Annotated in this window: 17 protein-coding genes; 11 read left to right on the top strand and 6 right to left on the bottom strand. The window is 43.7% G+C overall.

Annotation, left to right across the window (positions count from 1 at the left end; all coding sequences use genetic code 11):
• Positions 1-61: 61 nt before the first annotated feature.
• Positions 62-820 carry a S1 family peptidase gene (locus tag ACRRS1_RS02950; protein ID WP_432454649.1) on the bottom strand — a complete coding sequence of 253 codons (759 nt, stop codon included), beginning with the start codon at positions 818-820 and terminating at the stop codon, positions 62-64.
• 119 nt (positions 821-939) lie between these two features.
• Between ACRRS1_RS02950 and ACRRS1_RS02955 the strand changes: the two genes are divergently transcribed.
• The 3 genes from ACRRS1_RS02955 to ACRRS1_RS02965 all read left to right on the top strand — a co-directional run bounded on the left by ACRRS1_RS02955 (position 940) and on the right by ACRRS1_RS02965 (position 4,034).
• Positions 940-1,800 (top strand): ThiF family adenylyltransferase, encoded by an 861-nt coding sequence (locus ACRRS1_RS02955; protein ID WP_432454648.1) that lies wholly within the window; start codon positions 940-942, stop codon positions 1,798-1,800.
• A gap of 195 nt (positions 1,801-1,995) precedes the next feature.
• Positions 1,996-2,904, top strand: coding sequence for a THxN family PEP-CTERM protein (locus tag ACRRS1_RS02960; protein WP_432454647.1), 909 nt, complete (start codon positions 1,996-1,998; stop codon positions 2,902-2,904).
• A gap of 167 nt (positions 2,905-3,071) precedes the next feature.
• Positions 3,072-4,034 carry a PEP-CTERM/exosortase system-associated acyltransferase gene (locus tag ACRRS1_RS02965; protein WP_432460871.1) on the top strand — a complete coding sequence of 321 codons (963 nt, stop codon included), beginning with the start codon at positions 3,072-3,074 and terminating at the stop codon, positions 4,032-4,034.
• 30 nt (positions 4,035-4,064) lie between these two features.
• Here ACRRS1_RS02965 and prsT read toward each other — a convergent pair whose 3' ends face one another.
• Positions 4,065-6,824 (bottom strand): XrtA/PEP-CTERM system TPR-repeat protein PrsT, encoded by a 2,760-nt coding sequence (gene prsT / locus ACRRS1_RS02970; protein ID WP_432468439.1) that lies wholly within the window; start codon positions 6,822-6,824, stop codon positions 4,065-4,067.
• Between the two features lie 174 nt (positions 6,825-6,998).
• On the opposite strand from prsT, the gene tviB reads away from it, so the two are divergent.
• The 8 genes from tviB (at position 6,999) to ACRRS1_RS03010 (ending at position 15,990) form a co-directional block, all read left to right on the top strand.
• The gene (gene tviB / locus ACRRS1_RS02975) at positions 6,999-8,267 is read left to right on the top strand and encodes a Vi polysaccharide biosynthesis UDP-N-acetylglucosamine C-6 dehydrogenase TviB (protein ID WP_432468438.1); all 1,269 of its coding nucleotides are present in this window, start codon (positions 6,999-7,001) and stop codon (positions 8,265-8,267) included.
• Between the two features lie 12 nt (positions 8,268-8,279).
• The gene (locus ACRRS1_RS02980) at positions 8,280-9,314 is read left to right on the top strand and encodes an NAD-dependent epimerase/dehydratase family protein (protein ID WP_432456105.1); all 1,035 of its coding nucleotides are present in this window, start codon (positions 8,280-8,282) and stop codon (positions 9,312-9,314) included.
• A 158-nt stretch (positions 9,315-9,472) separates the two neighbouring features.
• Positions 9,473-10,531: a GNAT family N-acetyltransferase gene (locus tag ACRRS1_RS02985; RefSeq protein WP_432454643.1), complete on the top strand. Its 1,059-nt coding sequence runs from the start codon at positions 9,473-9,475 to the stop codon at positions 10,529-10,531.
• Complete coding sequence (locus tag ACRRS1_RS02990) at positions 10,483-11,892, top strand: O-antigen ligase family protein (RefSeq protein WP_432454642.1); 1,410 nt, start codon at positions 10,483-10,485, stop codon at positions 11,890-11,892. Before ACRRS1_RS02985 ends, ACRRS1_RS02990 begins: the two co-directional genes overlap by 49 nt.
• Positions 11,893-11,944: 52 nt before the next feature.
• On the top strand, positions 11,945-12,862 hold the full coding sequence (locus ACRRS1_RS02995; RefSeq protein ID WP_432460873.1) for a polysaccharide pyruvyl transferase family protein: 918 nt from the start codon (positions 11,945-11,947) through the stop codon (positions 12,860-12,862).
• A complete protein-coding gene (locus tag ACRRS1_RS03000) occupies positions 12,852-13,739 on the top strand; it encodes a glycosyltransferase family 2 protein (protein ID WP_432468437.1) in 888 nt (295 codons plus the stop codon). Before ACRRS1_RS02995 ends, ACRRS1_RS03000 begins: the two co-directional genes overlap by 11 nt.
• 26 nt (positions 13,740-13,765) lie before the next feature.
• A complete protein-coding gene (locus ACRRS1_RS03005; RefSeq protein ID WP_432464328.1) occupies positions 13,766-14,692 on the top strand; it encodes a glycosyltransferase family 2 protein in 927 nt (308 codons plus the stop codon).
• Positions 14,693-15,057: 365 nt separating this feature from the next.
• Positions 15,058-15,990, top strand: a complete 933-nt coding sequence (locus tag ACRRS1_RS03010) for a sulfotransferase family protein (protein WP_432468436.1) — start codon at positions 15,058-15,060, stop codon at positions 15,988-15,990.
• A gap of 301 nt (positions 15,991-16,291) precedes the next feature.
• Here ACRRS1_RS03010 and ACRRS1_RS03015 read toward each other — a convergent pair whose 3' ends face one another.
• The 4 genes from ACRRS1_RS03015 to ACRRS1_RS03030 all read right to left on the bottom strand — a co-directional run bounded on the left by ACRRS1_RS03015 (position 16,292) and on the right by ACRRS1_RS03030 (position 22,800).
• On the bottom strand, positions 16,292-17,353 hold the full coding sequence (locus ACRRS1_RS03015) for a pectinesterase family protein (protein ID WP_432454637.1): 1,062 nt from the start codon (positions 17,351-17,353) through the stop codon (positions 16,292-16,294).
• A gap of 48 nt (positions 17,354-17,401) precedes the next feature.
• On the bottom strand, positions 17,402-19,435 hold the full coding sequence (locus ACRRS1_RS03020; RefSeq protein ID WP_432468435.1) for a methyl-accepting chemotaxis protein: 2,034 nt from the start codon (positions 19,433-19,435) through the stop codon (positions 17,402-17,404).
• Positions 19,436-19,729: 294 nt separating this feature from the next.
• The gene (locus ACRRS1_RS03025) at positions 19,730-21,943 is read right to left on the bottom strand and encodes a right-handed parallel beta-helix repeat-containing protein (protein ID WP_432468434.1); all 2,214 of its coding nucleotides are present in this window, start codon (positions 21,941-21,943) and stop codon (positions 19,730-19,732) included.
• 86 nt (positions 21,944-22,029) lie between these two features.
• Positions 22,030-22,800 carry an oligogalacturonate-specific porin KdgM family protein gene (locus ACRRS1_RS03030; protein ID WP_432468432.1) on the bottom strand — a complete coding sequence of 257 codons (771 nt, stop codon included), beginning with the start codon at positions 22,798-22,800 and terminating at the stop codon, positions 22,030-22,032.
• Positions 22,801-23,212 lie beyond the last annotated feature (412 nt).

The following is a 23,212-nucleotide window of genomic DNA, read 5'->3' on the forward strand; positions in this document are numbered from 1 at the left end:
AACAGGCCATCACTGATTCTGATCAGGCTCTTTAAAGGCCAGCTGGCTATAGCATGTTGCTTTACTGTGGTTTGACGGTTGCTAATAGTTGCTTCAAGTATTTCACGGGTATCGCGTAACTGATTGCACTGGGGTTACTTAATACCGCTTCTTTAGTTGTTTTGACAAATACTTTGTTGATGATGCCTATGACTTCGCCCGTATCTGGGTGGTATAGCGGACTTCCGCTATTCCCTGGATAGGCAGTAGCGTCGAGCTGATAGACATTATAGGGCGCTTTCAATCTTTTGAGTTGAGCAGGGTTTAATTCTCGAGCTGAACGCGCAGGTATCACGACCGGAGTAATACTGGAAATGATACCGCGGTGAGTGACAGGATAAAGTCCAAGTACTGCCCCGATAGGAAAACCGGTAAAGGCATATCGCTCGCCTTCCCTTACCGTTTGGTTTGACACGCGCATTGGCCTTAAGGGTTCTCCTTCAATTTTCAGGAGTGCGAGGTCGTGCTGTTGATTACTTGCCAGCAAGGTTGCGTACCTTAGTTGGGGAGACCGACCTTGGCCAACAAATACCACTAAGCGTTCTTTTTGTTGTTGATTTAAGGTTTTGGGAATGACATGGGCATTGGTCGCGATGACATTGCCGCTAACGGCAAATCCGGTACCACGTAAGGTGGCTCTTGGTGAGTTTAATTTGTTGAACGTTCCCACGCCGACCACCGAGGGCTTGATCTGCTCAATGGTATCGGCAAGTTGGCTTGATGCGGTGCTACTGTATAGCGCCAAGATGATAAGACTTACGATGACTGGAATGAGCCGCATATAGAGTTATTCCTTGAAATGCTGCCTCATATTAATTTTTACTCTAGGCTAGGGCAAGCTAGTATGAAAAGAACATCAAATAAAGTGTTGTGATAAAAACGTTATAACAGGGATGAATAATGATGAGTTTCAATTACGAAGATGCATTTTCGCGCAACATAGGGTGGCTTACCGACGATGAACAGCAACTATTACGCGGGAAGCGGGTGGCCATCGCTGGGGCCGGTGGGGTGGGGAGCGAACATATTGTTACCTTGGCGCGTTTAGGTGTCGGTAAATTTAATATTTCAGATTTTGATGAATATGAAGTGCATAACTTTAACCGCCAAGCGGGCGCATTCATGTCTACCGTTGGGCAAGATAAAGTTAAGGTGATGGAAAGTGTTTGCCTAGATATTAATCCCGAAGCCGAGATCTGTAGTTTTCCTGAGGGTGTATTTGAGCATAATGTTGACCAGTTTTTAGAGGGGGTGGATGTTTATGTTGATAGCCTCGATTTTTTTGCCCTATCGGCACGTAAGTTAGTTTTTCAGAAGTGCCTAGAGAAAAACATCCCTTTGGTGACCGCTGCCCCCCTCGGTATGGGCTGTGCATTTTTGTGTTTCATGCCTGGTGGTATGAATTACGAAGAGTATTTCCGTTTTGAAGATTGCCAAGATGAAAATGAGCAATATATTAAGTTTTTAATTGGTTTGTCTCCCGCAATGTTGCAGCGCCCTTATTTAGTCGATCCAAGTAAGGCCGATTTTCACGCGAAGAAAGGACCGTCGACGCCGATGGCAGTGAAGTTGTGTGCAGGCGTGGCGGCGACTTATGTATTAAAAATCCTTTTAAAACGAGGTGATTTAGTCACCGCTCCCCATGGTTTACATTTTGATGCTTACCGGAATCGTTTTAAAAAAACCTGGCGGCCAATGGGCAATCGGAACCCTTTGCAACGGTTGGTGTTTAAGATTGCGAAAAAAGTGGTTTTAAATTGAGGACTTAGCAACTATTCGCTGAAATATAGTGGGAGTCGTTGCTTGATTAGAGGTGTCAGTAAATTTTACATATTGCTCATGAAAACGGATGTCATTTTATTTAAATTATTGTTTTATAAACGTTTTTTAAGTTGGCATTTGAGTTGCATTGATATACTTGTATTTAACTCTGCGATGACCAAATGGACGGGCAATATGAATAAATTAAAATTGACTGGTATGGCATTAGCTTTAGGTGTTTCAAGCCTTTCGGCAAATGCTGTTTTAATCACGGATTGGGATTACTTAAACGACGCGGGTTTCGGCACTGATTATGTCTCAGAAGCTGGCGACGCAACAGGGATTAACGCTTCGGGTGCTACCTTAGATGACTTTGATACACTCTTTGCTGGTGAGCTTCCTAAAACATTGGCTTGGGGCCAACCTTATAAAGAGGTTAACCCTAACGAATTGCAAAGCTCTTTAATCGTTGACGATGCTAAAACTGGCTCGGTAACCACCAGTGTAGTGAATGGTGTTGGTGCTCTAGCTTTCTCTGAAGGTACTGGTTTAACCCATGAAAACTGGGGAGTAACGGGTGATACTTTGGTATCGGCGACCTTATTCGATGGTTTGTTTTTAGGCCCAACATCTCCAGTGGTGTTGCCTCCAACGGCTGGACCAACGCTACAATTTGAAATTCAATTTGAAGAAACCTACAACCACCCTACTGGCGGCGTATGTGAATATGGCGATACTTTAGATGGTGCAGTTGGTATCAATGAGGCTGGTTGTGCCGATTTATTTACCATTGTATTAGACGACAGTGTTTCTTTCACTCAGGAAGGTGATGCGATTTTCTTAAGCAATAGCTTCACCATCCCTGTAGACGGCTTAGACGATTATGAATACACCTTAACAACTCGTTTGTTAGGTCTAACATTCGTTGAGAATGTCGATTGTCCAGAAGGTAAAACCTGTATTGGTTTCTTAACTGAAGAAGATGATACCAATACTCTTGAAGCTGCATTTGCTATCTCAGCCAGAGAAGTGACAGAACCTGGTACCTTAGCTATATTTGGTTTAGGTTTATTAGGTTTGGCTGGTTTGCGCCGCCGTGCTTAAGGCTTAATAAAAACGTCGCTAAGAGTTAGCGTCATTAGTTGATATTAAAAGCGCAGCCCAGTACTGCGCTTTTTTGTTTTTGAGTCCTTGTCATTGATATTATTTAGCTGCTTTTAACTCTGGCGAGTGAGTGGGTTGCTTTAGATCGAAAGCTTTGAGAGTGCCTTATGATTCGTAATAAATACATAAAAAATTTGGCAAGCTATCCGGTGATTGGGCCGATGGTGAGAAGTGGTATTTCACTGCTAGTGAAACGAGAAGCAAAGTTAATTGCTCAACATTTTGCCGAGTATCTGCGTCCTGTGGTTGCTTATCGTCCCGATATTGTGCATGAAGCGTTTAGGATCCGTCATGATGTTTATTGTGAAGAACTAAACTTTGAGCCAATTCGAGACGATGGGATGGAGCAAGATGAGTTTGATGAATATTCTCGGTTCTGTTTGATCCAACATAAACCCAGTGCGGATTTTGCAGGTTGTGTGCGGATTGTATCCCCAAGTCATAAAGATGAATTACTTCCTATCGAGAAATACTGCGCGCAGGCAATTGAAGGCGCGAAATTCCATCCGGATCAATTTGAACGCTCTGAAATATGTGAGATCTCTCGTTTAGCGGTACGACCTCAGTTTCGTCGTCGTAAAGCGGATAATTTTGAAGGCGCGGCAGCGGGTGCCATTAATGAACAAACCTACTCAGAAGAAGAGCTACGCTGTTTTCCATTTTTGGCGATAGGTTTATATTTGTCGATAGCTTCGCTTGCAGTACGCTCCGGCACACATCATGCGTTTGTCATGATGGAACCTCGTTTAGCACGCAGTATGAGCTTTTTAGGGATCAAGTTTGAGCAGCTCGGGGCCGCTATCGACTACCATGGTTTGCGAGCGCCTTACTATATTAGTGCGTCGATGCTGATGCGAAGCTTGCCGGTTGGTTTTCAAAAACTGATGATGAATATTGACAAAGAAGTAGCCAAGGGTTGTCTGGCCGCCAGAAAAAATGATGATGATGATGAATACATTAAAAAAATGTATTCATCAAACTTCAAAGCAAAACCAAAATCAGACAATAGCCTAATGATGAGAAAAGGTTTTGTTTATTCTCCTGCGAAGGGCTTGTACCTACCGCAATAACTGCAAGCTTTCTCACCATTGGTCAGATGGTTATTTTAGCTGAGCTTCTAGCTCAGCTTTTTTATTCAGCAAGGCCGGATCGAGATCGATTAAACTATTCAACAAGGTTCTCGCCTGACTATGTTTGTTACTCGCAATCAGCGCTTCAACATAATGAACGCCAATTTCGTTATTGGCTTGCTGTTGATAGCTTTCTGCCAGAATTTCGGTGGCTTTTTCTGCTTGACCCGCTTTAAGCAACATATAGCCATAAGTGTCTTTAATCTGGGCGAGTTCAGGTTTGAGTTGATAGACTTGTTTGGCGTATTTTAAAGCTTGTTGGTTGTCTTGTTGCGCATGATATACCCACGCGAGGTTATTCAAGGCAATGATGTTTTCAGGCTCCTTACTGATGATCTTCTGGTAACTTTGCAAAGCTTGCTGAGGATTTAAACTCATTTGTAATTCTGCTAATTGCAGCTGTAATGGTTGTGCGGCTTCACCATGCTCAGACAGTGTTTTTTCTACAAATGCAACAGCACGCTCGGGTTGATTGGCGTCTTTGTAAGTTTGAATTAAACGATTTGCGGTTTGCATGCTGGGGTGCTTGCTATATAAGTCTTCAAAAGTCTTAATCGCTAAAGGCAAGTTTTCTTGGGTAAGATAAATATAACCTTGTTGTTGAATCGCGGCTAAGGTTTTCAACTGGTTTGGGGCGAGGCTATTTAAGGCCTCTTGGCTTGCCGCAGCATTGCCTGTTTTAAGCAACAATACCGAATTTAAAAAAATCATTTTTTGATTATTTTTAAATACTTTGACTGCTCTGTTGCTCAACGCCACAGCTTCATTTAGCTTATTATTAGCCTCTAATACATTAATGTTCTTAATATAAGCCGCTAACGATAATGGAGAGTTATCTAACCAGCGTCGATAAGTGCTAATTGCATTGTCGTTCTGCTTATCTTGTAAATATAGGTCGCCAATTAACTGCCAGATTTGGTCGCTACGTAGCAAAGGCTCGACCTGTTCAAGGCTTGTAATCGCTTGCTTAAAGTCTTTTTTGAAGACGAAGTAGCGGCCTAATTGTTCTTGCAATAGATTAGAGTTGGGTTGTTCCAGTAGCTGCTGATCGAGTAAGGCTTTAACCTCTGCCATTCTATCTAGTTGGCTGGCATGCCCCATTAAAAATTGAAACACTCGCAAGTTTTCTGGATTTTCGGTCTTGAGTTGGTAAATAATTTGGTAAGCTTTTTCGGCCTTGCCGATTTGTACATAAGCAGAAGAACTAAATAGTGTAGCTGGTACATCTTTCGGATTATCTTTAAGAACTGATTGGTATGCATCCAGTGCTTCTTGATAACGACCGAGTTGCTCTAATAATGCGCCTTTATACAATTTTACCGCTTGGTCTTTAGGGTGTTCACCTAGCCATTGCTCAAGTGCTGCAAAGACCTCGTCGGTTTTTTTCTGCTTGTAATGAAAGGCTTGGATCCCCAGGAAGGCTTGGGTTTGCGCTGGATTTTCTGCGAGAACTTGATTTAGGGTCTCTAAACCTTTGGGGTCATTCTGTTTTAGTTGTAACAAGCCCAATTTAGCCTTGGCCGATAAGTTACCGGATGCGGCAGCCTTTTCGGCAATTTGTAGTGCCTCTTCAGTTCTCCCCAGCTGGTTGAGCTGGATGCTGACGGTACTCAAAAAATTGCTATCTTGAGCGTCGGTAAGCGAACTCTGGTTAAGCTGCTCTAGTGCAGAGTCTAATTGACCAATACGAAACTGGGTGGTCACATACAGGCGTTGAGCAAGGGCGTTGCCCGGGTCTTTGGTAATCACTTTCTCAAGTTGAGTGAGTGCTTGCTCATACTTGTTTAGTTTGTAAGCGGATATGCCTGCAATTAGTTGGGTTGAAGTATTGTTTGAACCATTTTGTAAGGCTTTAGTGGCCAGTGTAAATGCGCTATCAAAATCTTCTTTTTGAAACTGAATATAAGCTTTTAATTGGTTACTCAGTATATGGTTCGGCGCCATTTTTAAGATCCTATTGAGATAGGGTTCGGCCTCCGAATACTGTTTGTTTTTCACTAATGCTTGCGCCAAATATAGGGTGAATTGAATCGCATCTGGGGCCAATTCAACGGCATGACGATAGGCCGCCACTGCCGTTTCTATATCGTTGGAGAGCGTTGCTAAGTGGCCTTTCAGCAGCCAAACATCGGTGTTATTTGGCGCCTCTTGTGCCAGCTGATCGATGGTACTATTGGCTTGGTCATATTGCTTATCAGCTGCAGAAATACTGGCGCTTGCCATTCGTGAGTAGGTATTCTCAACGCCCAGCTCTTGTGCCTGATTCAGAGTGAGACGAGCCTTATCGATTTGACCTTCTCTAAATAGTGAGAGGGCATAAATGGCCAGCAGTTCGGTTTCTACATCTGCTTCAAGGGGGCGATTATCAGGGATCAGTGTAGAAATTTTGTCGGCTTGATTTTGATTTAAATAGCTTCTTGCGAGTAGCGGTAAGACTTGCGCTTTGTCTGCGTTAAGCGCTAAGGCTTTGAGCAATTCTTTTTGTGCGGCTGGATAGCTGCCTCGATTCAAATAAATTCGTCCTAAAGAAAGTCGGGCTTGTCCGAGTTCACCATCCTTCTTTATCGCATTTTTCAGTTCGATAATCGCGGCACTATTATCCCCTTCGGCCAGATAATTAGTCGCCTTCGTTAGATGCTCTTGGGCTGAATCGCCACCACAAGCGACTAAGCTTAAACTTAGTGCACCTAATACTAGTAATTTTTTCATTCCAAACTGATGATTACTCATATCTTTCCCTGTTTGTTGGATTGATAAATTTGATAAAGAGCATACAACGGAATTAGCTCGATGTCCTACTTTGAGCAGCCTTTTGTTGAGAACTCAAGTTATACTCTTACTTTCTTCTTCAATATGCGGTTTAATTAGCCCAGATTATATAATTTTTATCACATAGGTGTGTACATGGACGTGAGTATTGCTGTAATTGGTTTAGGTTATGTTGGCTTACCTTTAGCCATTGAATTTGCCAAGAAACGCAAAGTGATTGGCTTTGATATTAACCAGGTGCGCGTCGCTGAATTACAGCGGGGGATTGATCTGACTCAGGAAGTGAGTGACGATGAGTTAAGTGATGTTGCCAATAACATGAGCTATAGCAGCCAGATCGAGGAATTGGCTAACTGTAATGTCTTTATTGTCACAGTTCCGACACCGATTACAGAACACAAACAACCTGATTTGACTCCATTGATTAAAGCCAGTGAAACGGTTGCAAAAGTGCTCAAACCTAAGGATATCGTGGTCTATGAATCGACGGTGTACCCTGGTGCAACCGAAGAGCAGTGTGTTCCCGTATTAGAGCAACATTCAGGCTTGGTATTTAACCAAGACTTTTTTGTTGGCTATAGCCCAGAGCGAATCAATCCCGGCGATAAAACTCACCGAGTTTCTACGATTAAAAAGATTACCTCTGGCTCCACACCTGAAATTGCAACTGTGGTCGACGATCTTTACAGTGAAATTGTGGTTGTTGGGACCCATAAGGCTTCTAGCATTAAAGTCGCCGAAGCAGCCAAGGTGATTGAAAATACTCAACGTGACGTGAATATTGCATTAATCAATGAATTAGCGTTGATTTTTAATCGCCTTGATATTGATACCGAAGCAGTATTAGAAGCCGCGGGCACCAAATGGAACTTTCTTCCTTTCAGACCGGGCTTAGTTGGTGGACATTGTATTGGTGTTGACCCTTACTATTTAACCCATAAAGCTGAGTCAATCGGTTATCGTCCTGAAGTTATCTTAGCGGGTCGTCGGATAAACGATAATATGGGGCGTTATGTGGTGGGTCAGTGCGTGAAAGCAATGGTGAAACGCAACATTTCGGTAAATCAAGGTCGTGTATTGATTTTAGGTTTGACCTTTAAGGAAAACTGCCCTGATATCCGAAACACCAAAGTGATTGATATCGTGCATGAGTTTTCTGAATATGGGGTGCAGGTTGATGTTTTTGACCCTTGGGCTGATAAACAAGAATGTCATGCAGAGTACGGCGTTGATTTAGTTGAACAGCCAGCGGCTGATAGCTATGAGGCTATTATTCTGGCGGTCGCTCATCAGCAGTTTAAAGAGATGTCGGTGCAGGATATTCGAGCCTATGGTAAAGCTAAACATGTACTATATGATTTGAAGTATTTACTTCCAGTGAAAGACAGCGACCTACGTTTGTAATAGGAGTTCATGGTGAATCGTTTTGAACAGGTATGCGCAACATTAAAGGCCGAACCCAAAGTATGGGCTATTTCTGGTGTCGCTGGTTTTATTGGCTCAAATCTCTTAGAGGCCTTACTGAAGCTAAATCAGCGAGTGATTGGTTTAGATAATTTTGCCACTGGCTATCAACACAATTTGGATGAAGTCCAAGGTTTAGTGAGTGAGCAGCAGTGGCAGCGTTTCCAATTTATAGAAGGTGATATTCGAGAACTAGAACACTGCAAGCAGTTTGTTGCAGGTGCCGATTATGTCTTACATCAAGCGGCTTTGGGCTCGGTGCCTCGCTCGATCAACGATCCAATTACCACCAATGGCGTAAACATTTCAGGCTTTTTGAATATGCTGGTGGCTGCTAAAGAACAACAGGTCACAGCTTTTGTTTATGCTGCATCTAGCTCTACCTATGGCGATCATCCTGACTTACCTAAGGTTGAAGAGGTCATTGGGAATCCTTTGTCACCCTATGCGGTGACCAAGTATGTGAATGAATTGTATAGTTCGGTATTTGAGCGGACTTATGCCTTTCCATCTATTGGTTTGCGCTACTTTAATGTGTTTGGTCCACGACAAGATCCAAATGGTGCCTATGCAGCGGTCATTCCCAAATGGACTGCGGCGTTAATTGATGAGCAACAAGTCTTTATTAATGGCGATGGCCAAACCAGTCGAGATTTTTGTTTTATCGACAACGTGGTGCAGATGAATATTTTGGCGGCAACTGCGGGCTTAAGTCAAAGTGAAGTCTTTAATGTGGCACTGAATGATCAAACCAGCCTTACCGAGTTATTTGAGTTGCTACAACAAAATTTAGCAATTCATGGTGTCGTTCGACAATCGGTCCCTGAGTATCGTGATTTTAGGGCGGGTGATGTGCGACATTCTCGAGCTGATATTGGTAAGGCGCAGAAATTGTTAGGTTATGCGCCTGCATTTAATATCGGCCAAGGTTTGGCCAGAGCCATGCCTTGGTATATCGCGCATGCTGATTCTGAGCATCAAACTTAAATTAAGCTGGTTACGCTAATCGAGCTTATAGTTTCGCTGATGAGTGATGTTACAGGGAACGAAACAATGGGCTGTGGGCTATGTCACACCGTAGGCAAGGATGCTGGGGACGTTTATATCTATGCTGTTGTCTCTTGCTTTGTGGAAGAGTTTAGCGCATGAGTCAAACAGCGGTAGATTGGCGTGTAATTACTCAACTGGATGAGTTGATGCGCCTCGAGCCTCAATGGGAGCAACTTGCGGATACTTGTCAAGCTTCGTTGTTCAGTCAGTTCAAGTGGATTAAACACTGGTTAAAGGTTTACTGGCAGGAGGATTGGCAGCTGCTCGTCTATGCTGGCTTCGCTGAGGGGCAGTTGGTAGCCGTTGCTCCCTTTTATCGGCAAATCTTGAAAGCAGGCTTTGGTCTTAAAAAATTGTCGCTGTTGGCACAAGGTGAAGAAGAAGAGGCTGAGTTAGCCTCGGAATATATTGATGTTTTAGTGATGCCGAATTACCAACAGCAAGCATTGCCGGTTTTATCTTTGTATTTACAAAATCTCGATTTTGATTTATTGCTGTGTCGGGCGATTCATGTCTCAAGTCATTTGTATCAGTTGTTGGCTGGAGTAAAACACTGTCAGTGTTATCCTGCGAAATCCTATTCGGTGAATTGCGAACAATGGTCAATTGCTAAGCTATCGCGTAATGGGCGTTCTAAGTGGCGTAGAGCCAGCAAAACACTAGCGCACTCGTCAGCTGTGTTTAAATGGCTAAGCTTGTCGGAGATGGAGCATTATTGGCCAGATTTGGTTGCCATGCACCAGGGGCGTTGGCAAAACCAAGGACAATTGGGGGCATTCTCTGCGGCTCGTTTTATTCAGTTTCATGGTGATTTTCGACGCGAATATGCCAATCATGTTGCAATGAGTGGCCTGTTTGTTGGCCAAAAAGCGATTGCCTTAAACTACTTCTTGCTGGATAAACAACATCTACATTTTTATCAATCTGGCTGGGATGACGCTCAATTTGCCCATTGCTCTCCTGGTTTCGCCTTACACGTTTGGAGCCTGTTGCATAGCAAAACGACGATTTATGATTTTATGATGGCAGGAAAGTTGGGCGGCTATAAAACGCAATTTGCTGCTGAAGAAACAGAAATGGCTAATCTCTGTCTCGCGAAACGTCCATGGAGGGTAAAGTTATTCAAGTTAATCAACAAAGTCATTCCAACATGAATGCGGGTAAGGGGATGCGGAGACAATTTCCGGTTAAAGAGCAAACGGCTCCTTTAGGCTTTTTTTTCTTATATCTGTACACCATTGCGGTATTGATCCGTCCTCATGAGTTTTCTTATGAAACCGCGAATTATATTGTCATTAAGGTGTTTGCGATTTCGTCTTTAGTATTGACATTATTGACGCTCCGCCCGATGAAGCTCTACCCGCAGCATTATATGTTGTTAGCTTTAGTGCCGTTGATTATGGGGTCCGCCTTTTTAAATGGCTGGGGGACTGGCGGGATCTTTCAGGCACAGCGTTTATTTGTGAGTTCCATCGTGCCATTCTTTTTGTACAGCGTATTAATCACTTCACCTAGTCGGCAGCGTTGGTTGATGGTGGTTTGCATTATTGCTGCCCTTGGCATGGTATATAACGGGCATGTACAGCAAAGTACGTTTAATGGCCGTTTTGGCTCTGGGATCGGTGGCAGTATTACGGTAGGTCGAGAGGAGATGCGGATTAGTTATCTGGGCTTCTTCAGTGATCCAAATGACTTAGGTATGTTTTTAGTGATGAATATTCCTTTTGTGGGGTATTTTTATGGCCGTGGCGGTAAATTAGTTAAATTATTAATGTTAGCTGCGCTTGTGGCCCTAGGCTACGGCGTCTATATGACTGGCTCGCGAGGCACCTTGTTGGGTTCTATCGCAGTGATAGCGATTTATTTTTTAATCAGTAATGCGGGCGCTCGCCTGGTGTTATTTATCGTGTTTAGCGCCCCCATTGCCGCAACATTGTTGGCTTCGTTTGGGGGCTTATCGGCTTCCGAGTCATCCGCTCATGGGCGACTTGATGCATGGTACGATGGTATTCAAATGTTGATTTCTAGTCCGGTATTTGGTGTTGGCATGGGCAATTTTGTGGACGTCCATGGCATTGTTGCACATAACTCTTATGTTCATGTCGCCGCTGAACTCGGGGTGCCGGGTTACAGTTTTTGGGGCGGCACTTTGATCCTAAATATGCTGATTGGATATATGTTTTTAAAGCGTTCTGACGCAGAGCTTGAGAATGATGACCAGTTGAGCGCCGAGCTTGAAAAAGAGAAACTGGAACAATACGCAGAAGAAGCCAGTCTCAATAAGACCTTATTTTATTCTATGGTCGGCTTTATGGTGACTGCATTTTTCCTTAGTCGACAATTTACATTGTTGTTGTTTATCTTTATGGGAATGCAAACCGCGAGTCACCTTCGTTTGATGAAAATCCGCCCGGTATTGGCAGAACTGCTATCCGCACAAATGGTATGGCGTTGTATGTTTTATGCCTGGGCGATTATTATCGCAGTTTATATCACCTTGAAAGTGAGTTTATGAGAACCGCTATGCAGCAAAGTACGATTCATCATCAATGGCGAGAGTATCGCTGATGCAGCTATTTTATTATAAAGACGACATCGGCAACTTTGGCGATGACTTAAATCCTTGGTTATGGCCGAAGCTACTTCCTGACTTTTTCAATGATGATCCCTCTGAATTGTTAGTCGGTATAGGTACCTTGCTCAATCATCATTTACCAAGTGATAAAACTCTACATATTGTTGGTTCAGGCGTGGGATATGGCGACATCCCCCAAGTGACTGAGCTTTGGAAAGTGCATGCCGTGCGTGGGCCTTATTCAGCAAAATCACTGAATTTAGATCCCAGTTGTGCGATCACTGATTCGGCACTGTTGTTACGCAATGTGATGCAGCCAGAACATCAAGCCAGTGGTGATATTGGCTTTATGCCGCATTATTTAAGTTGTCGTAGTGCCGACTGGCAAAATATCGCAGAGAGCTGTGGTTACCGGTTTATTTCTCCTGAATGGTCGGTTGAGCGAGTATTTGCAGAGATGCAGCAGTGTCGTTTAATGCTTTGCGAAGCAATGCATGGTGCGATTGTCGCCGATGCTTTGCGGATCCCTTGGCATCCAGTTTTATTATCGGACAAAGTGAATACCGTAAAATGGAAAGATTGGTTAGACACCATCAATATTGACTTCCAACCGACAACGATAAGACCGTATATTCATTATGCTAATGTTGGTACCAAGCAGTATCTTAAAGATGAGTTTAAACGTACGGTGCGATCCTTTGGTTTTGGGAAAGATTGGTATCCACCACAAGCTCGAAACTCAAGTATAAAGAGTAAAGATGAAACCATTGCCAATCTAGCTGCGCTTGCCAACACTAAGCGTTGTTATCTGAGCGATGAAAATTTACAAAATCGTTTGTTACAGCAACTGAATGATGCCGTTGAACAAATGCAATATAGCAGTGCGGAAGCTGGAACTTATGCAAGATAACTTAACTGTGAGTGTCATTATCCCAGCTTATAATGCTCAAAGTTTTATCGAAAAAGCCATCCTTTCGGTATTGGCTCAGTCAGCTGTTGCGAGCGAAATTATCGTGGTGAATGACGGATCTAGCGATGCAACTGCAGACATTTTAAGTGGATATTTGGATCGTATTATTTATATCGAGCAACAAAATGCTGGGGTTTCTGCGGCGCGAAATGCAGGGATAAGCGTTGCCACCAGTGATTTGATTGCCTTTTTAGATGCTGATGATTATTGGCATCCGGATAAATTGGCGATTCAACTCCAAGCGATGCAGGAAAACCCCCATTGGGTGGCTTGTTATACTCGAGATTGTAGTGACGATAGTGAGTTGAACCAAACTGAGACCGAAAGTGGACTCACATTTGAAGATAAAACTATCGAACAAATATTCATTAACCCTTATTTGACGACTTCAACGGTACTGGTGAAACGTGAGTTATTACTGAGCATCGGTTTATTTGATACTCGTTTACTTACCGCCGAAGATATCGATGTTTATTATAAAATTGCCAGCCTTGGCATGATTGGCTTTGTTAATCGAGTGCTGGTGCATAAAAAAAGTGTTGAGAACAGCCTGGGTTCTCAACTCTGTTCTTATGCGGATAATTTGGAAGTGATTGACCGATTTCTTACGACTAAACCGGCTCGTAAGCTCGAGGCTATTGCGCCGATGATTAAAGCTAAGGTTCGCCTAAATTGGGCCCGCGAGTTGATTTGGCGCGGCCAACCTAAGGCCGCAATCCCGATTATTAAACAGGCGTTAAGTGAAGCCCCGAGTTTTGCTGCTCGTTTATTGTTGTATAAGGCGCGTCTTAAGCTAATCTTTGTAGGAAGCAGTTAATTTAGTCAAAAAACAGGGAGTTGATAATGGCTGCGTGTTTGGTGTCCGTTGTTATTCCCGTATACAACGGAGAGCGTTTACTTGAAGCCTCCGTTGATTCAGTACTACAACAAGATTTTTCAGATTTCGAAATTATATTGGTAGATGATGGTTCAACGGATGGTTCAAGGTCGTTGATTGAATCACTTGCCAGCAGCAATCCCAAGATAAGGGCGTTTAGTAAACCCAATGGGGGCGTTGCCCATGCTAGAAACTTTGCGATAGAGCAGTCGCGCGCGCCCTTTATTGCTTTTTGTGATCAAGATGATTTGTGGGAAAGTCACAAACTCTCTTCTCAACTCCCCTTATTCGATGACCCTGAGGTCGGCTTAGTCTTTAGTAATGCCTATGTGGAGCTCTGTCAGTTTAAGCAGACCAAACAAACTCGACTAAAGCCTCTGCAGCAACAACAAATCCGAAGAGACTTGGTCAATGAAAACCTGATCATGTGTTGCACCGTTATTGCTCGCAAAGATATGATTTTAAGGGTCTCTGGTTTCGATGATGATCGACGTCTGATGGGCGTTGATGATTGGCATCTGTGGCTGAAGCTATCCCGCTATTGTCGATTTGACTATGTTTCTGCTCCTCTTGCAAAGCATATTATTCACGAAAATAATTATTCTCTTAATGATCAGAAAATGCATCAAGCGGAGTTGGTTTGTATCAATAAAATTGAAGCAGAATATGGGGCTGAGTTCCCCGGTATTAACTGGGCTGAAATAAAGTCAGCAATCCATCGGCGTTATGCTAAAAATTATGTGTTCTCTGGTGAATTTAAGTTAGCGGGTAGCAGTTTACTGTTGGCTGACCAGTGTCATGCTAATTTGCACATGAGACTGAGGGGATATTTATTGAAATTGATCCCAAGTCCACTATTAACTGCGGCCCAGCAGCTCAAGCGACGATTTTGAGAATGACTAACTGAGAATGATGGATCTTGGGCAGCGGTGTAAGATTATTGAAATTGCTCTTAAGTTTAAGTTTAAGTTCAAGTTTAAGTTCATGGTGAACTGCGGCTCAGCAGCTCAAGCGACGATTTTGAGAATGACTAACTGAGAATGATGGATCTTGGGCAGCGGTGTAAGATTATTGAAATTGCTCTTAAGTTTAAGTTTAAGTTCAAGTTCAAGTTTAAGTTCATGGTGAACTGCGGCTTAGCAGCTCGAGCGACGGTTTTGAGAATGACTAACTGAGAATGATTGAGTGAACATTATTAATCATGGTTCGCAAAGGTTCGCTTGCTAAAACCGGCCAAATAAAGTCAAAGGATATTGTTATGGAAGCAAAGGCCATCATCGTTATTGGCATGCATCGCAGTGGGACTTCAGCCTTATCGGGTGAGCTTGCCCAGTTTGGTGTTTTTATGGGTAAACACCTATTTAAAGCGCAAGCAGGGGTCAATGATAAAGGTTTCTGGGAAAATGCTCATTTAGTCGACTTCAACGATCAGTTATTTGATGAATTAGGTAGTTCTTGGGAAGACCCTTGTTATTGCCTTCATCCGGCTCGCAGTTTTTCTGAGGCATGGCAACAACGGGCACTGCAATTGATTGAACAGGAATATGCTGGTTCAGCAGTATGGGGAATGAAAGACCCTCGGGTATCCGTATTATTGCCTCTATGGCGGCCAGTGTTAGAGCGAAGTCCAGCCCAGATTAATTACTTATTGATGATCCGTAATCCTGTTGAGGTGGCGGGCTCATTGGCGAAGCGTGATGGTTTTTCTCAGGCTAAAGGTCTAATGTTATGGCTTAATTACAATTTCTTGGCCTATCGTGAAACTAATCAAAGTTCTCGTTTAGTCGTAGACTTTGCTGACTTATTGGCTTCGCCTGAAACGGTGAGGAGGCAAATATCTGAACGTTTTGAACTGGACCTCACAACCCAAGGCAGTGGTAGTTTCATTGAGCAGAAGCTTCGTAGAAATGTTGCATCTGCCGTTCACCGGGAAGGCGAGCTTGCTCGATTGGCAGAGCAAACCTATCAGGCCATTTTGGCTGGAGATCCCGACTTGGTTGAGCAACTTTATCAACAATATCAGCAATATTTGTCCCAATTAGACCCTGTCCTGGTGGAACATATATTGCGGTTGCAACGTTCAGAAAGTGATTACCGTAACTTGTTTGAGAGTGCATATCGTTCCTTCACTTGGAAGCTATCGTGGCCTCTACGAACACTTGAAAAGCGGCTGACGAAGGCTCTTTCATGACCTTTTGCCAGGCTGGTAAAGGCGTATTTTTATCGAGGCTAAAGCGGGTGAGGCAAGCTCTCTGGTTGATGAAGATAGACATTTTCCTTTAAAATTACACTCAGGTAGATAAACTGAATATTTCAGTTTATCTACCTGAGTGTAATTTTTGTATGATGTATATCGATTGAGGCTGCATATCAAGTTGGCTCAGCCTCATCAGTGACAAGCCGGGTAACGAAGCTTTTTAAAGAGCTGGCCTCAAACTATTTTGAATTGGCCTGACGCTTGTCGACTGAATCGAAATTGATCCAGAATCATCTTATTCGGCTTGGTTAGCTTGGTACAACGAGGGCCGCCAATCGCCGAAAATATGCTCTAGTTGATAATGCTGCATTTGTTGTTCTGTGAGCTGAGGTCGTTGTTTATCGCGTGATTTGGCACCCGCACCGCTATTGTTGTATTCCCAAAAACGAGAATTTTCAGGCCTGAACCAAATAATATTTTGCTGGATATCCCGACCGCTCATTTTATCCCATCCGTAGAGGTGGTCGTCGAGTTCACAATTGATAAAGGCGACATGCCCAATTGCCTTAGGGTCGGCATAGTTACCATCACTAAATTGTGTGGTTGGGTGCCATGGCCGTCCTAAAGCATAACTATTAGCTGGTACTCCGGGCTCTTTGCTGAGCTGGCAATGGCGAAATACCAAGCCATGTGTTTGCTTGATGTCGGTACAAGGCGCACTAATATAGCCATAGACTTGCTCGTGGTGTTGCGCTTCTCGATTACGAGCTACGATCTCGCATTTGTCGATGAGGGCAACTCCGCCTCCGAAAATGAAGTCGATGGTGCCAGCGATACGGCAGTGGCTCAAGTAACAACGTCCGGCACGTAAATACAGGGTATCTTGATAGCTTTGCAGATCGAGATCGATTAACTGAACGCGGTCGGCATTGTCACCTAAGGCGAGGGCGACTGCTTGGGTATGTTTTAGTTTGCTTGGGTCACCTTCCGCTTTAGCCGCATTGGCTGGAAAATCAAAGCCATTTTCAATGCTTAGCGAGCGGATCTGTACGTCAGCTGCGTCAATACAAAGCGTGTAACTATTAAAGGTGGCAAATTTCCTACCTTGCGAGTCAATCATGCCGTTGGCCATAGTGGCACTGACAATGCAGTGGGTTTGGCTTTCGCCGATGAGCTGGGTGTTCGCTCGAGTCACTTTAATCTTTTCTTGATAACGACCGTTGGCTATATAAATTAAATAGGGTGAATGATCATCTGGTGCGTTGTCGAGCGCCTGTTGGATCGAACTAAAATCGGCGTCTGCTTGCAGAGACACAGTTACTTGCTGGATGTGATTAGGGATTGTTTTATTCGGCATAGTCTTCAGTGATTGGCGAGTCTACATGAGGGCAGACTCGCACTGTATTTAGTGGAAGAAATTAAACTGTTCTTTGAGGGAATCAGCCTGTTGTTGTAGTGCCCGAGCACTTTCAGCGGTTTCTAGGCTGGTGGAATGGCTCTCTCGATTGAGTTCGTGGATTTCACTTGAATTACTGGCAACCTGTAAAGAAACCTGAGCTTGTTGCTCGGCGATGGTAGCGATGGAATGTGACTGTTCGGCGATTGCTGAGACTTGCGATGCGATCGCTTCTAGAGAAGAACCCGCATTCTCCGATTGTGATAACAGTGCATTTGCCTGTTGGCGACTTTTCTCGGTAAGGCCAACAGCATTATCCGTTGAATTTTTCAGTTGTCCCATAATGTCTACCACGTCCTTCACGGAGACTTGGGTTCGGTGGGCGAGGGTGCGAACTTCATCGGCAACCACCGCAAAGCCACGGCCTTGTTCGCCGGCTCTGGCTGCTTCGATGGCAGCATTCAAGGCGAGTAGGTTGGTTTGTTCAGCAATTTCATCGATCATCTTGGTGATGTTATAGATAAGCTGGCTGTCTTTTTCAACTTGTTCTATCGCTTGCGAGGAGCTGTTGAGCTGATCGTTTAATAATACGATGTTATTGCGGACATGATCGACCACCTCTAAACCCGATTTTGTGTCGACATCAGCTAAACGCACATTTTCAGCAATGGTTTCTACTTGCTCGGCAACCGATTGGGCAGAGGCTGCGAGTTGTTCGGTTGCACTCACCACCAACTCTACTTTTTGCTGTTGTAAATCCGATTGAGTCAAGTTGGTATCGGCATGGCGCGCCACATTGGAAGACTGCTCATTAACCTGATTACTGGTTTGATTGATTTCTCCTACTAGTGAGTGTAATTGGGCTGCCATTTTGGCGACGCCTTGAGTTAACTGTTCAATTTCATTCTGGGACTGACTAGAGCCAGTTGGCACCGAGATACTTACCTCGCCTTGACCCAAACGGTCCATAAACACTTTCAGGCGACTTAGTGGGCGAATGGTTTGCTTAATAATTAAGGTCATGACGGCGTAGGTGACAAGGCCAATCGCAAGTGCAATCACAGCAATTAATTTGAGTAGTGTTTGGCTATCTTTGGTCAACTCATTCACCAAAGTCCCCCCAATGAGTCGCCAGTTCCAACCTGGTACCTGGGTATAGACCAAATATTTTTCTAAACGTTTGCCATCCACTTCAACAGGGAAGCGGATCATGCCTTGTTGGCTATCGCTTAAGTTAGCAAAAGGTTGCTGCCCATCGGCATCACTAAATTTGAGCAAGTTAGTTTCATTATTACCAATTGAACCGAGTAGGTATTGACCTTGGTGCTCAGCTTCCTGATCGGCGACGATGGTGGTGCCAGTGCTGCCCCACTTGATGTTGGTTAAAGATGCGAGGATCGCAGCAGTGGCTTTTTCTACGGGTAAAGAGACCGCAAACACCGCACCGACTTTGCCTTCAGAGTCTTTAATCGGATCAAAATATACGATGTAGCTATGACCATAACGGACCGTTTGTTGTGCAAAAGGAGTCGCCTGGCTTAAGGCCTGATAAGCAGGATGCTGGCTATCGATAACATGGTTTAAATCACGTTGGTCGCTGTCATTTTTGAGAGAACTGGCGATGCTTAACCATTGATCGCCCATTGCGGAGTAGATGGTGGCAAAGGCTCCGGTATCTTGGGTAAAGGTATCGACTAGATCTTCGTTATGGATCAAGGGCATGCCGTATAGGCTAACGTTTTGGATCTTCTTGTTTGCGTAATCAAGAATGGTGGTTTCGACTTCATAGCCAGCTAAATAACCATTCTTAAAGGTAGAGCTAAGCACTTTAGTCGAATCCAAATAGGCATTAAATTGACCGCTTACCGTTTGTGCGACAGCATCTAGTTTCGATTGCTGCTCCCTTAAGCTGGTTTCTAACAACAGCTTTGAGGCGTTTTGATAAACTAAGGTTGCGATCCCGCTAAATGCGATGACGAGGCAGAAGACAATCACCAGTTTAAGTTGAAAGCCTACGCTACGATTTTTATAAGCTGCAAACATAGTAGTCCTTAATCAGCATCATTTTGAAAAGCCAAATGTGCAATATCAATCATTCGAGTTTAGTCGGTTGATATTTCATCGTAAAAGTTAATTTTATAGAGAATATTTTACCGAAGATGCGTGTTGTTTATCATAAGTACATCTGCTTTTATTAACTTAAGTTGTTCCTAATAATGATATTTTTTTGTTTCTGTGACGCGGCTAACGACTCGCTTTGTGTCACCATGAGTAAAGGCTTAGCCCTTGATTGACTAAGAGCATAAGCCTTCATTGAACGATGAACTTACCGATCGTCTATTTTAGTAGTTGTTGTAATTTTTTGGCTTGCGCGTCCCCTGGAACCTTGTCTTGAGTATTCACTTTTGACGCGGCTTTTAATTCATCTAATTGGCTGATGTCTACTAAATTGCCATTTTGGTCAGTGGTTTTTCCATCAATAATAAATTGGTTGCCATTGAGTTTGCTGGCATTGACCACATCACTGTATTTACTCTTAACAAAGAAGCGATAGGATTGATTATCGGTGAAGTCACCTTGTTTGACTGCGTCAGAATAGGGGCTCTTGCGAAACAAGAAATTGAAGCGAGCGTTATCGATAGCGACGTTATTTTCTAGTATCAATGAACCAGGATTGAAGTTGTCGGTAAATCCATCCATGTTGTTATGGAAGGCGATACTGTTTTTCACCACATGGGCAACCGGCAGACCTTCCCCGCCTAGTTTAAAGCCATTGCCGCGGGTGCCTCCTTTGCCTTTTACGGTTAAGGTTTGACCGTTCATGTAGGAAATGGAGTCAATAATTGTCACCGCACCATTAGAGCCATCTTCGACCTTATTGAATAAATCCCAGCCGTCGTCAATATTGTGGTGAGAGATACAACGAATGAAAGTATTACCATCACCGACACGTATTTTTGCCGCAAAACCGTCGGCATTAATTTGCGAATCATCCATATTGTTAAAGCTAATGCTATCGCTAACCACGTTATAGCTGGCCCATAACGCACGCCCAATGCCCTTGGCTGACGAGATCTGAAAACCAGTATCGGGGGATTGATGAGTGACCATGTGAGCAAAATTATTGTGACTGCCGTGAACATTGGTTCGGGCGCCAATCACTTCAAGACCGGATATATTCCAGTAACTCGCATCATGCAGGTAGGCGTCGGTAATGCGAACCTTGTTGCCCTTGGCTTTTAGGGTTTTCATATGGTCGGGGGTACCACTGGCAGAGATAGGGATTTCTAAACCTGGGTAATCGCCGTCCTCGAGTAAAATTGTGCCGCCCGGGGGGACCAGTTGAATGGCGTCGGCTAAGCTGAGTCGACCATTGTCACCCTGTGGATTCACCAAAATTTGCATTGGGTTCTTCAGCGCTTGTTTCACCACCTTATACTGAGTTTGAATCGCACTGGTATCTGGACCTTCCAGTGGCGTGAAGCTCAGATCAAACTTAGTATTGCTTTGTGCTAATTGTGTGGGGTAGCTAAACATTTCGCCCGCAGCCACATGCTGGTTTTCCACCAAACTCTGTCCATCTTGGCTCAGGCTAAATTGACCACTGTAATTGGCTTGGGCTTGTACGGTGTAATGATTGGTCGCCGAGACCTCAGGAGACATCGCTTGTACAATCGGAGTTTCCATTTTGGCAACAAAACGGGGCGCATCCGCGGTGTTGGCTTTGCTTAGTTGGAGTTTTACCTTGCTCACGGTCACTTTCGCATTCCGTGAAGCAAAGAAGCCAAGGTATTGATGGGCAGGGTCTTGCATTTCAACTATGTTGGCATTGGCCCCTTTGACTGCTTGGATTTGTTCAAGCTCACCATGGCGATAGCTAACACTGTAACCGGTGTTGGTTCGGGTTAAACTGATTTGATAAGTTTGTGCAAGGCCGTAGGGGATGCCTTTGATGAACTCGTCGCGTTTCATCCGGTTTCCGCCTGTTCCCCAAGGCTGGTAAATGCCTTCACGGTAAGTGGCGTTGATATTGATTAAGCCATTGTTGGCTTTTTTATTGGCACGTAAGATGGCTGCAACCATGTTGGATGCCGCCGGAAATTCTTCTAAACCTTCAGGCTGAGGATCGAGTCGTGGTTTACCGATCACATCGCGCAGCATAATGCCTGCACCTTCTTGGCGATTGGGTTTAGAGCCCGTTTCTGGGCCTAATTGTTCTAAAGTTACGGTGGCTGAAAGACTAAAATTTACATCGGTGGGCAGCTTGGTGTAATAGAAGGTCATCCCTTCATGAGAATTGGCAATTTTTCCACCACGGCTTTCAATGGTGAATTGATTGGCCACGGGGCCAGGTTGCACGGGCTGTCCATCCACGGTGACCTGATTGGTACCAACTTTTTCCGGCAAAATAGTGGAGCCAAAGTTAAGGTCGGTGGATTGGCCAAAGGTAATGGCTTGCCAGACTAAATCATCCGCACTTGCGGCATAGGCATTCAACGCATTGAGCGTGAAGGCCGAGGAAACGCAGACTACAACGGTCGATAATTTCATTAGGGATACCTATATTAAAAAAGCCTATTTTGAAAAGGAGAATCAAAATAGGCCTTGGTTTAAAAAGTAGTAACTATGTGACTAGCTTAGAACTTGTATTTCATACCGATACGGAAGCGAGGACGCCAGATATCTTTTGCCGCTTTAGGAGAACCTACACCCCAAGCATTGTCATATTTATTGTTGGCGTCTTTATCTTTGTCTGGTGCTAAGCCAATTTCAATAAATGGAGACCAGTTACCTTCGAATCCTGTATAAGTCGCTTTGGTATTAAACTCACTGAACCAAGCTTTTTTATCTTCCCAAGCGTTACCTTTGTTAGCACTGTTCCAAGTGTAATCAACTGACGCGCCGAGATTCCAATCTTCAAAGCCTTTATAACCAGCTTCGAAGGTCCAACGATTGTAGTGGTTATTTGGCTTGTCTACAGTTGAACTCTGTCTTTCGTAGTTGTAACGATGACGCCAAGAAACTGCCCAAGCTTTGTTAATTTTGTAACCCAGGGTCAAGTTGAACTGGTGACTTAATTTAGTTGAGCCAGATTCCCACTTATATTGTGGTTTTAGCGAGAAGCCAGACTTGCCGATTTTGTATAGGTAGCTGATGTTGGCTTGTTGGCCAGAACCAGTGTAATCACCGAAAGCGTCATCATTTTTATTGTTTGCCCACTTGGCTTCTACTTCGAAACCAATACCATTTTTAAGACGGTGACTAATCGAAATACGGTCTTTGTGTTTCGCATTGTTACCTTTATAAGATGGTTGGTATTCGTGACGCATGTTTACAGTTGCCGCGCTGACTGTCGCACTTGCGAATAAGCCAACGAGAACTGCGGTTGCAATAGTGCTTTTTCTCATTATGAAACTCCGTTTTGTTTTAATGGGTACACGAGTTCAATATAAGTGCTGTTTTTGTTTTGTAAAGATGGGTTAGCAGAGAAATGTGATCCAATATAAATAGTGATAAATATTGACAGTTATATTTGTGATCTAGCTCCGGAGAATGTTGGTGCTAGCACTTCATTTATGGTTGACACAGCACCGTGCCAATGAACATATTTGATGCATTTGATAGTCTTTATTTAGCAATTTTTGGTAACGTTTTCGCCATATCGTGAATAATTAATCAAAAGAAGCTTTTCGATAGACCTCTTTATTTAAGAGCTAGGGTTTTGTTGTTTGTGAAATTAAATTTTTATATGAAAGTTGTTTTTAATTTTCGTGAGTTGCATCAACTGTAATTTAGTATCGTCTTTGAATAGACTATTAC

This window comes from Agarivorans sp. Z349TD_8, from assembly GCF_050870825.2.
Lineage (GTDB): Bacteria > Pseudomonadota > Gammaproteobacteria > Enterobacterales > Celerinatantimonadaceae > Agarivorans.

What these genes read in the sequence shown, in the direction of transcription:
- ACRRS1_RS02950 (WP_432454649.1), bottom strand. Translation starts at nt 820, where the DNA reads ATGCGGCTCATTCCAGTCATCGTAAGTCTTATCATCTTGGCGCTATAC.
- ACRRS1_RS02955 (WP_432454648.1), top strand. Translation starts at nt 940, where the DNA reads ATGATGAGTTTCAATTACGAAGATGCATTTTCGCGCAACATAGGGTGG.
- ACRRS1_RS02960 (WP_432454647.1), top strand. Translation starts at nt 1,996, where the DNA reads ATGAATAAATTAAAATTGACTGGTATGGCATTAGCTTTAGGTGTTTCA.
- ACRRS1_RS02965 (WP_432460871.1), top strand. Translation starts at nt 3,072, where the DNA reads ATGATTCGTAATAAATACATAAAAAATTTGGCAAGCTATCCGGTGATT.
- prsT (WP_432468439.1), bottom strand. Translation starts at nt 6,824, where the DNA reads ATGAGTAATCATCAGTTTGGAATGAAAAAATTACTAGTATTAGGTGCA.
- tviB (WP_432468438.1), top strand. Translation starts at nt 6,999, where the DNA reads ATGGACGTGAGTATTGCTGTAATTGGTTTAGGTTATGTTGGCTTACCT.
- ACRRS1_RS02985 (WP_432454643.1), top strand. Translation starts at nt 9,473, where the DNA reads ATGAGTCAAACAGCGGTAGATTGGCGTGTAATTACTCAACTGGATGAG.
- ACRRS1_RS02990 (WP_432454642.1), top strand. Translation starts at nt 10,483, where the DNA reads ATGGAGGGTAAAGTTATTCAAGTTAATCAACAAAGTCATTCCAACATG.
- ACRRS1_RS02995 (WP_432460873.1), top strand. Translation starts at nt 11,945, where the DNA reads ATGCAGCTATTTTATTATAAAGACGACATCGGCAACTTTGGCGATGAC.
- ACRRS1_RS03000 (WP_432468437.1), top strand. Translation starts at nt 12,852, where the DNA reads ATGCAAGATAACTTAACTGTGAGTGTCATTATCCCAGCTTATAATGCT.
- ACRRS1_RS03005 (WP_432464328.1), top strand. Translation starts at nt 13,766, where the DNA reads ATGGCTGCGTGTTTGGTGTCCGTTGTTATTCCCGTATACAACGGAGAG.
- ACRRS1_RS03010 (WP_432468436.1), top strand. Translation starts at nt 15,058, where the DNA reads ATGGAAGCAAAGGCCATCATCGTTATTGGCATGCATCGCAGTGGGACT.
- ACRRS1_RS03015 (WP_432454637.1), bottom strand. Translation starts at nt 17,353, where the DNA reads ATGCCGAATAAAACAATCCCTAATCACATCCAGCAAGTAACTGTGTCT.
- ACRRS1_RS03020 (WP_432468435.1), bottom strand. Translation starts at nt 19,435, where the DNA reads ATGTTTGCAGCTTATAAAAATCGTAGCGTAGGCTTTCAACTTAAACTG.
- ACRRS1_RS03025 (WP_432468434.1), bottom strand. Translation starts at nt 21,943, where the DNA reads ATGAAATTATCGACCGTTGTAGTCTGCGTTTCCTCGGCCTTCACGCTC.
- ACRRS1_RS03030 (WP_432468432.1), bottom strand. Translation starts at nt 22,800, where the DNA reads ATGAGAAAAAGCACTATTGCAACCGCAGTTCTCGTTGGCTTATTCGCA.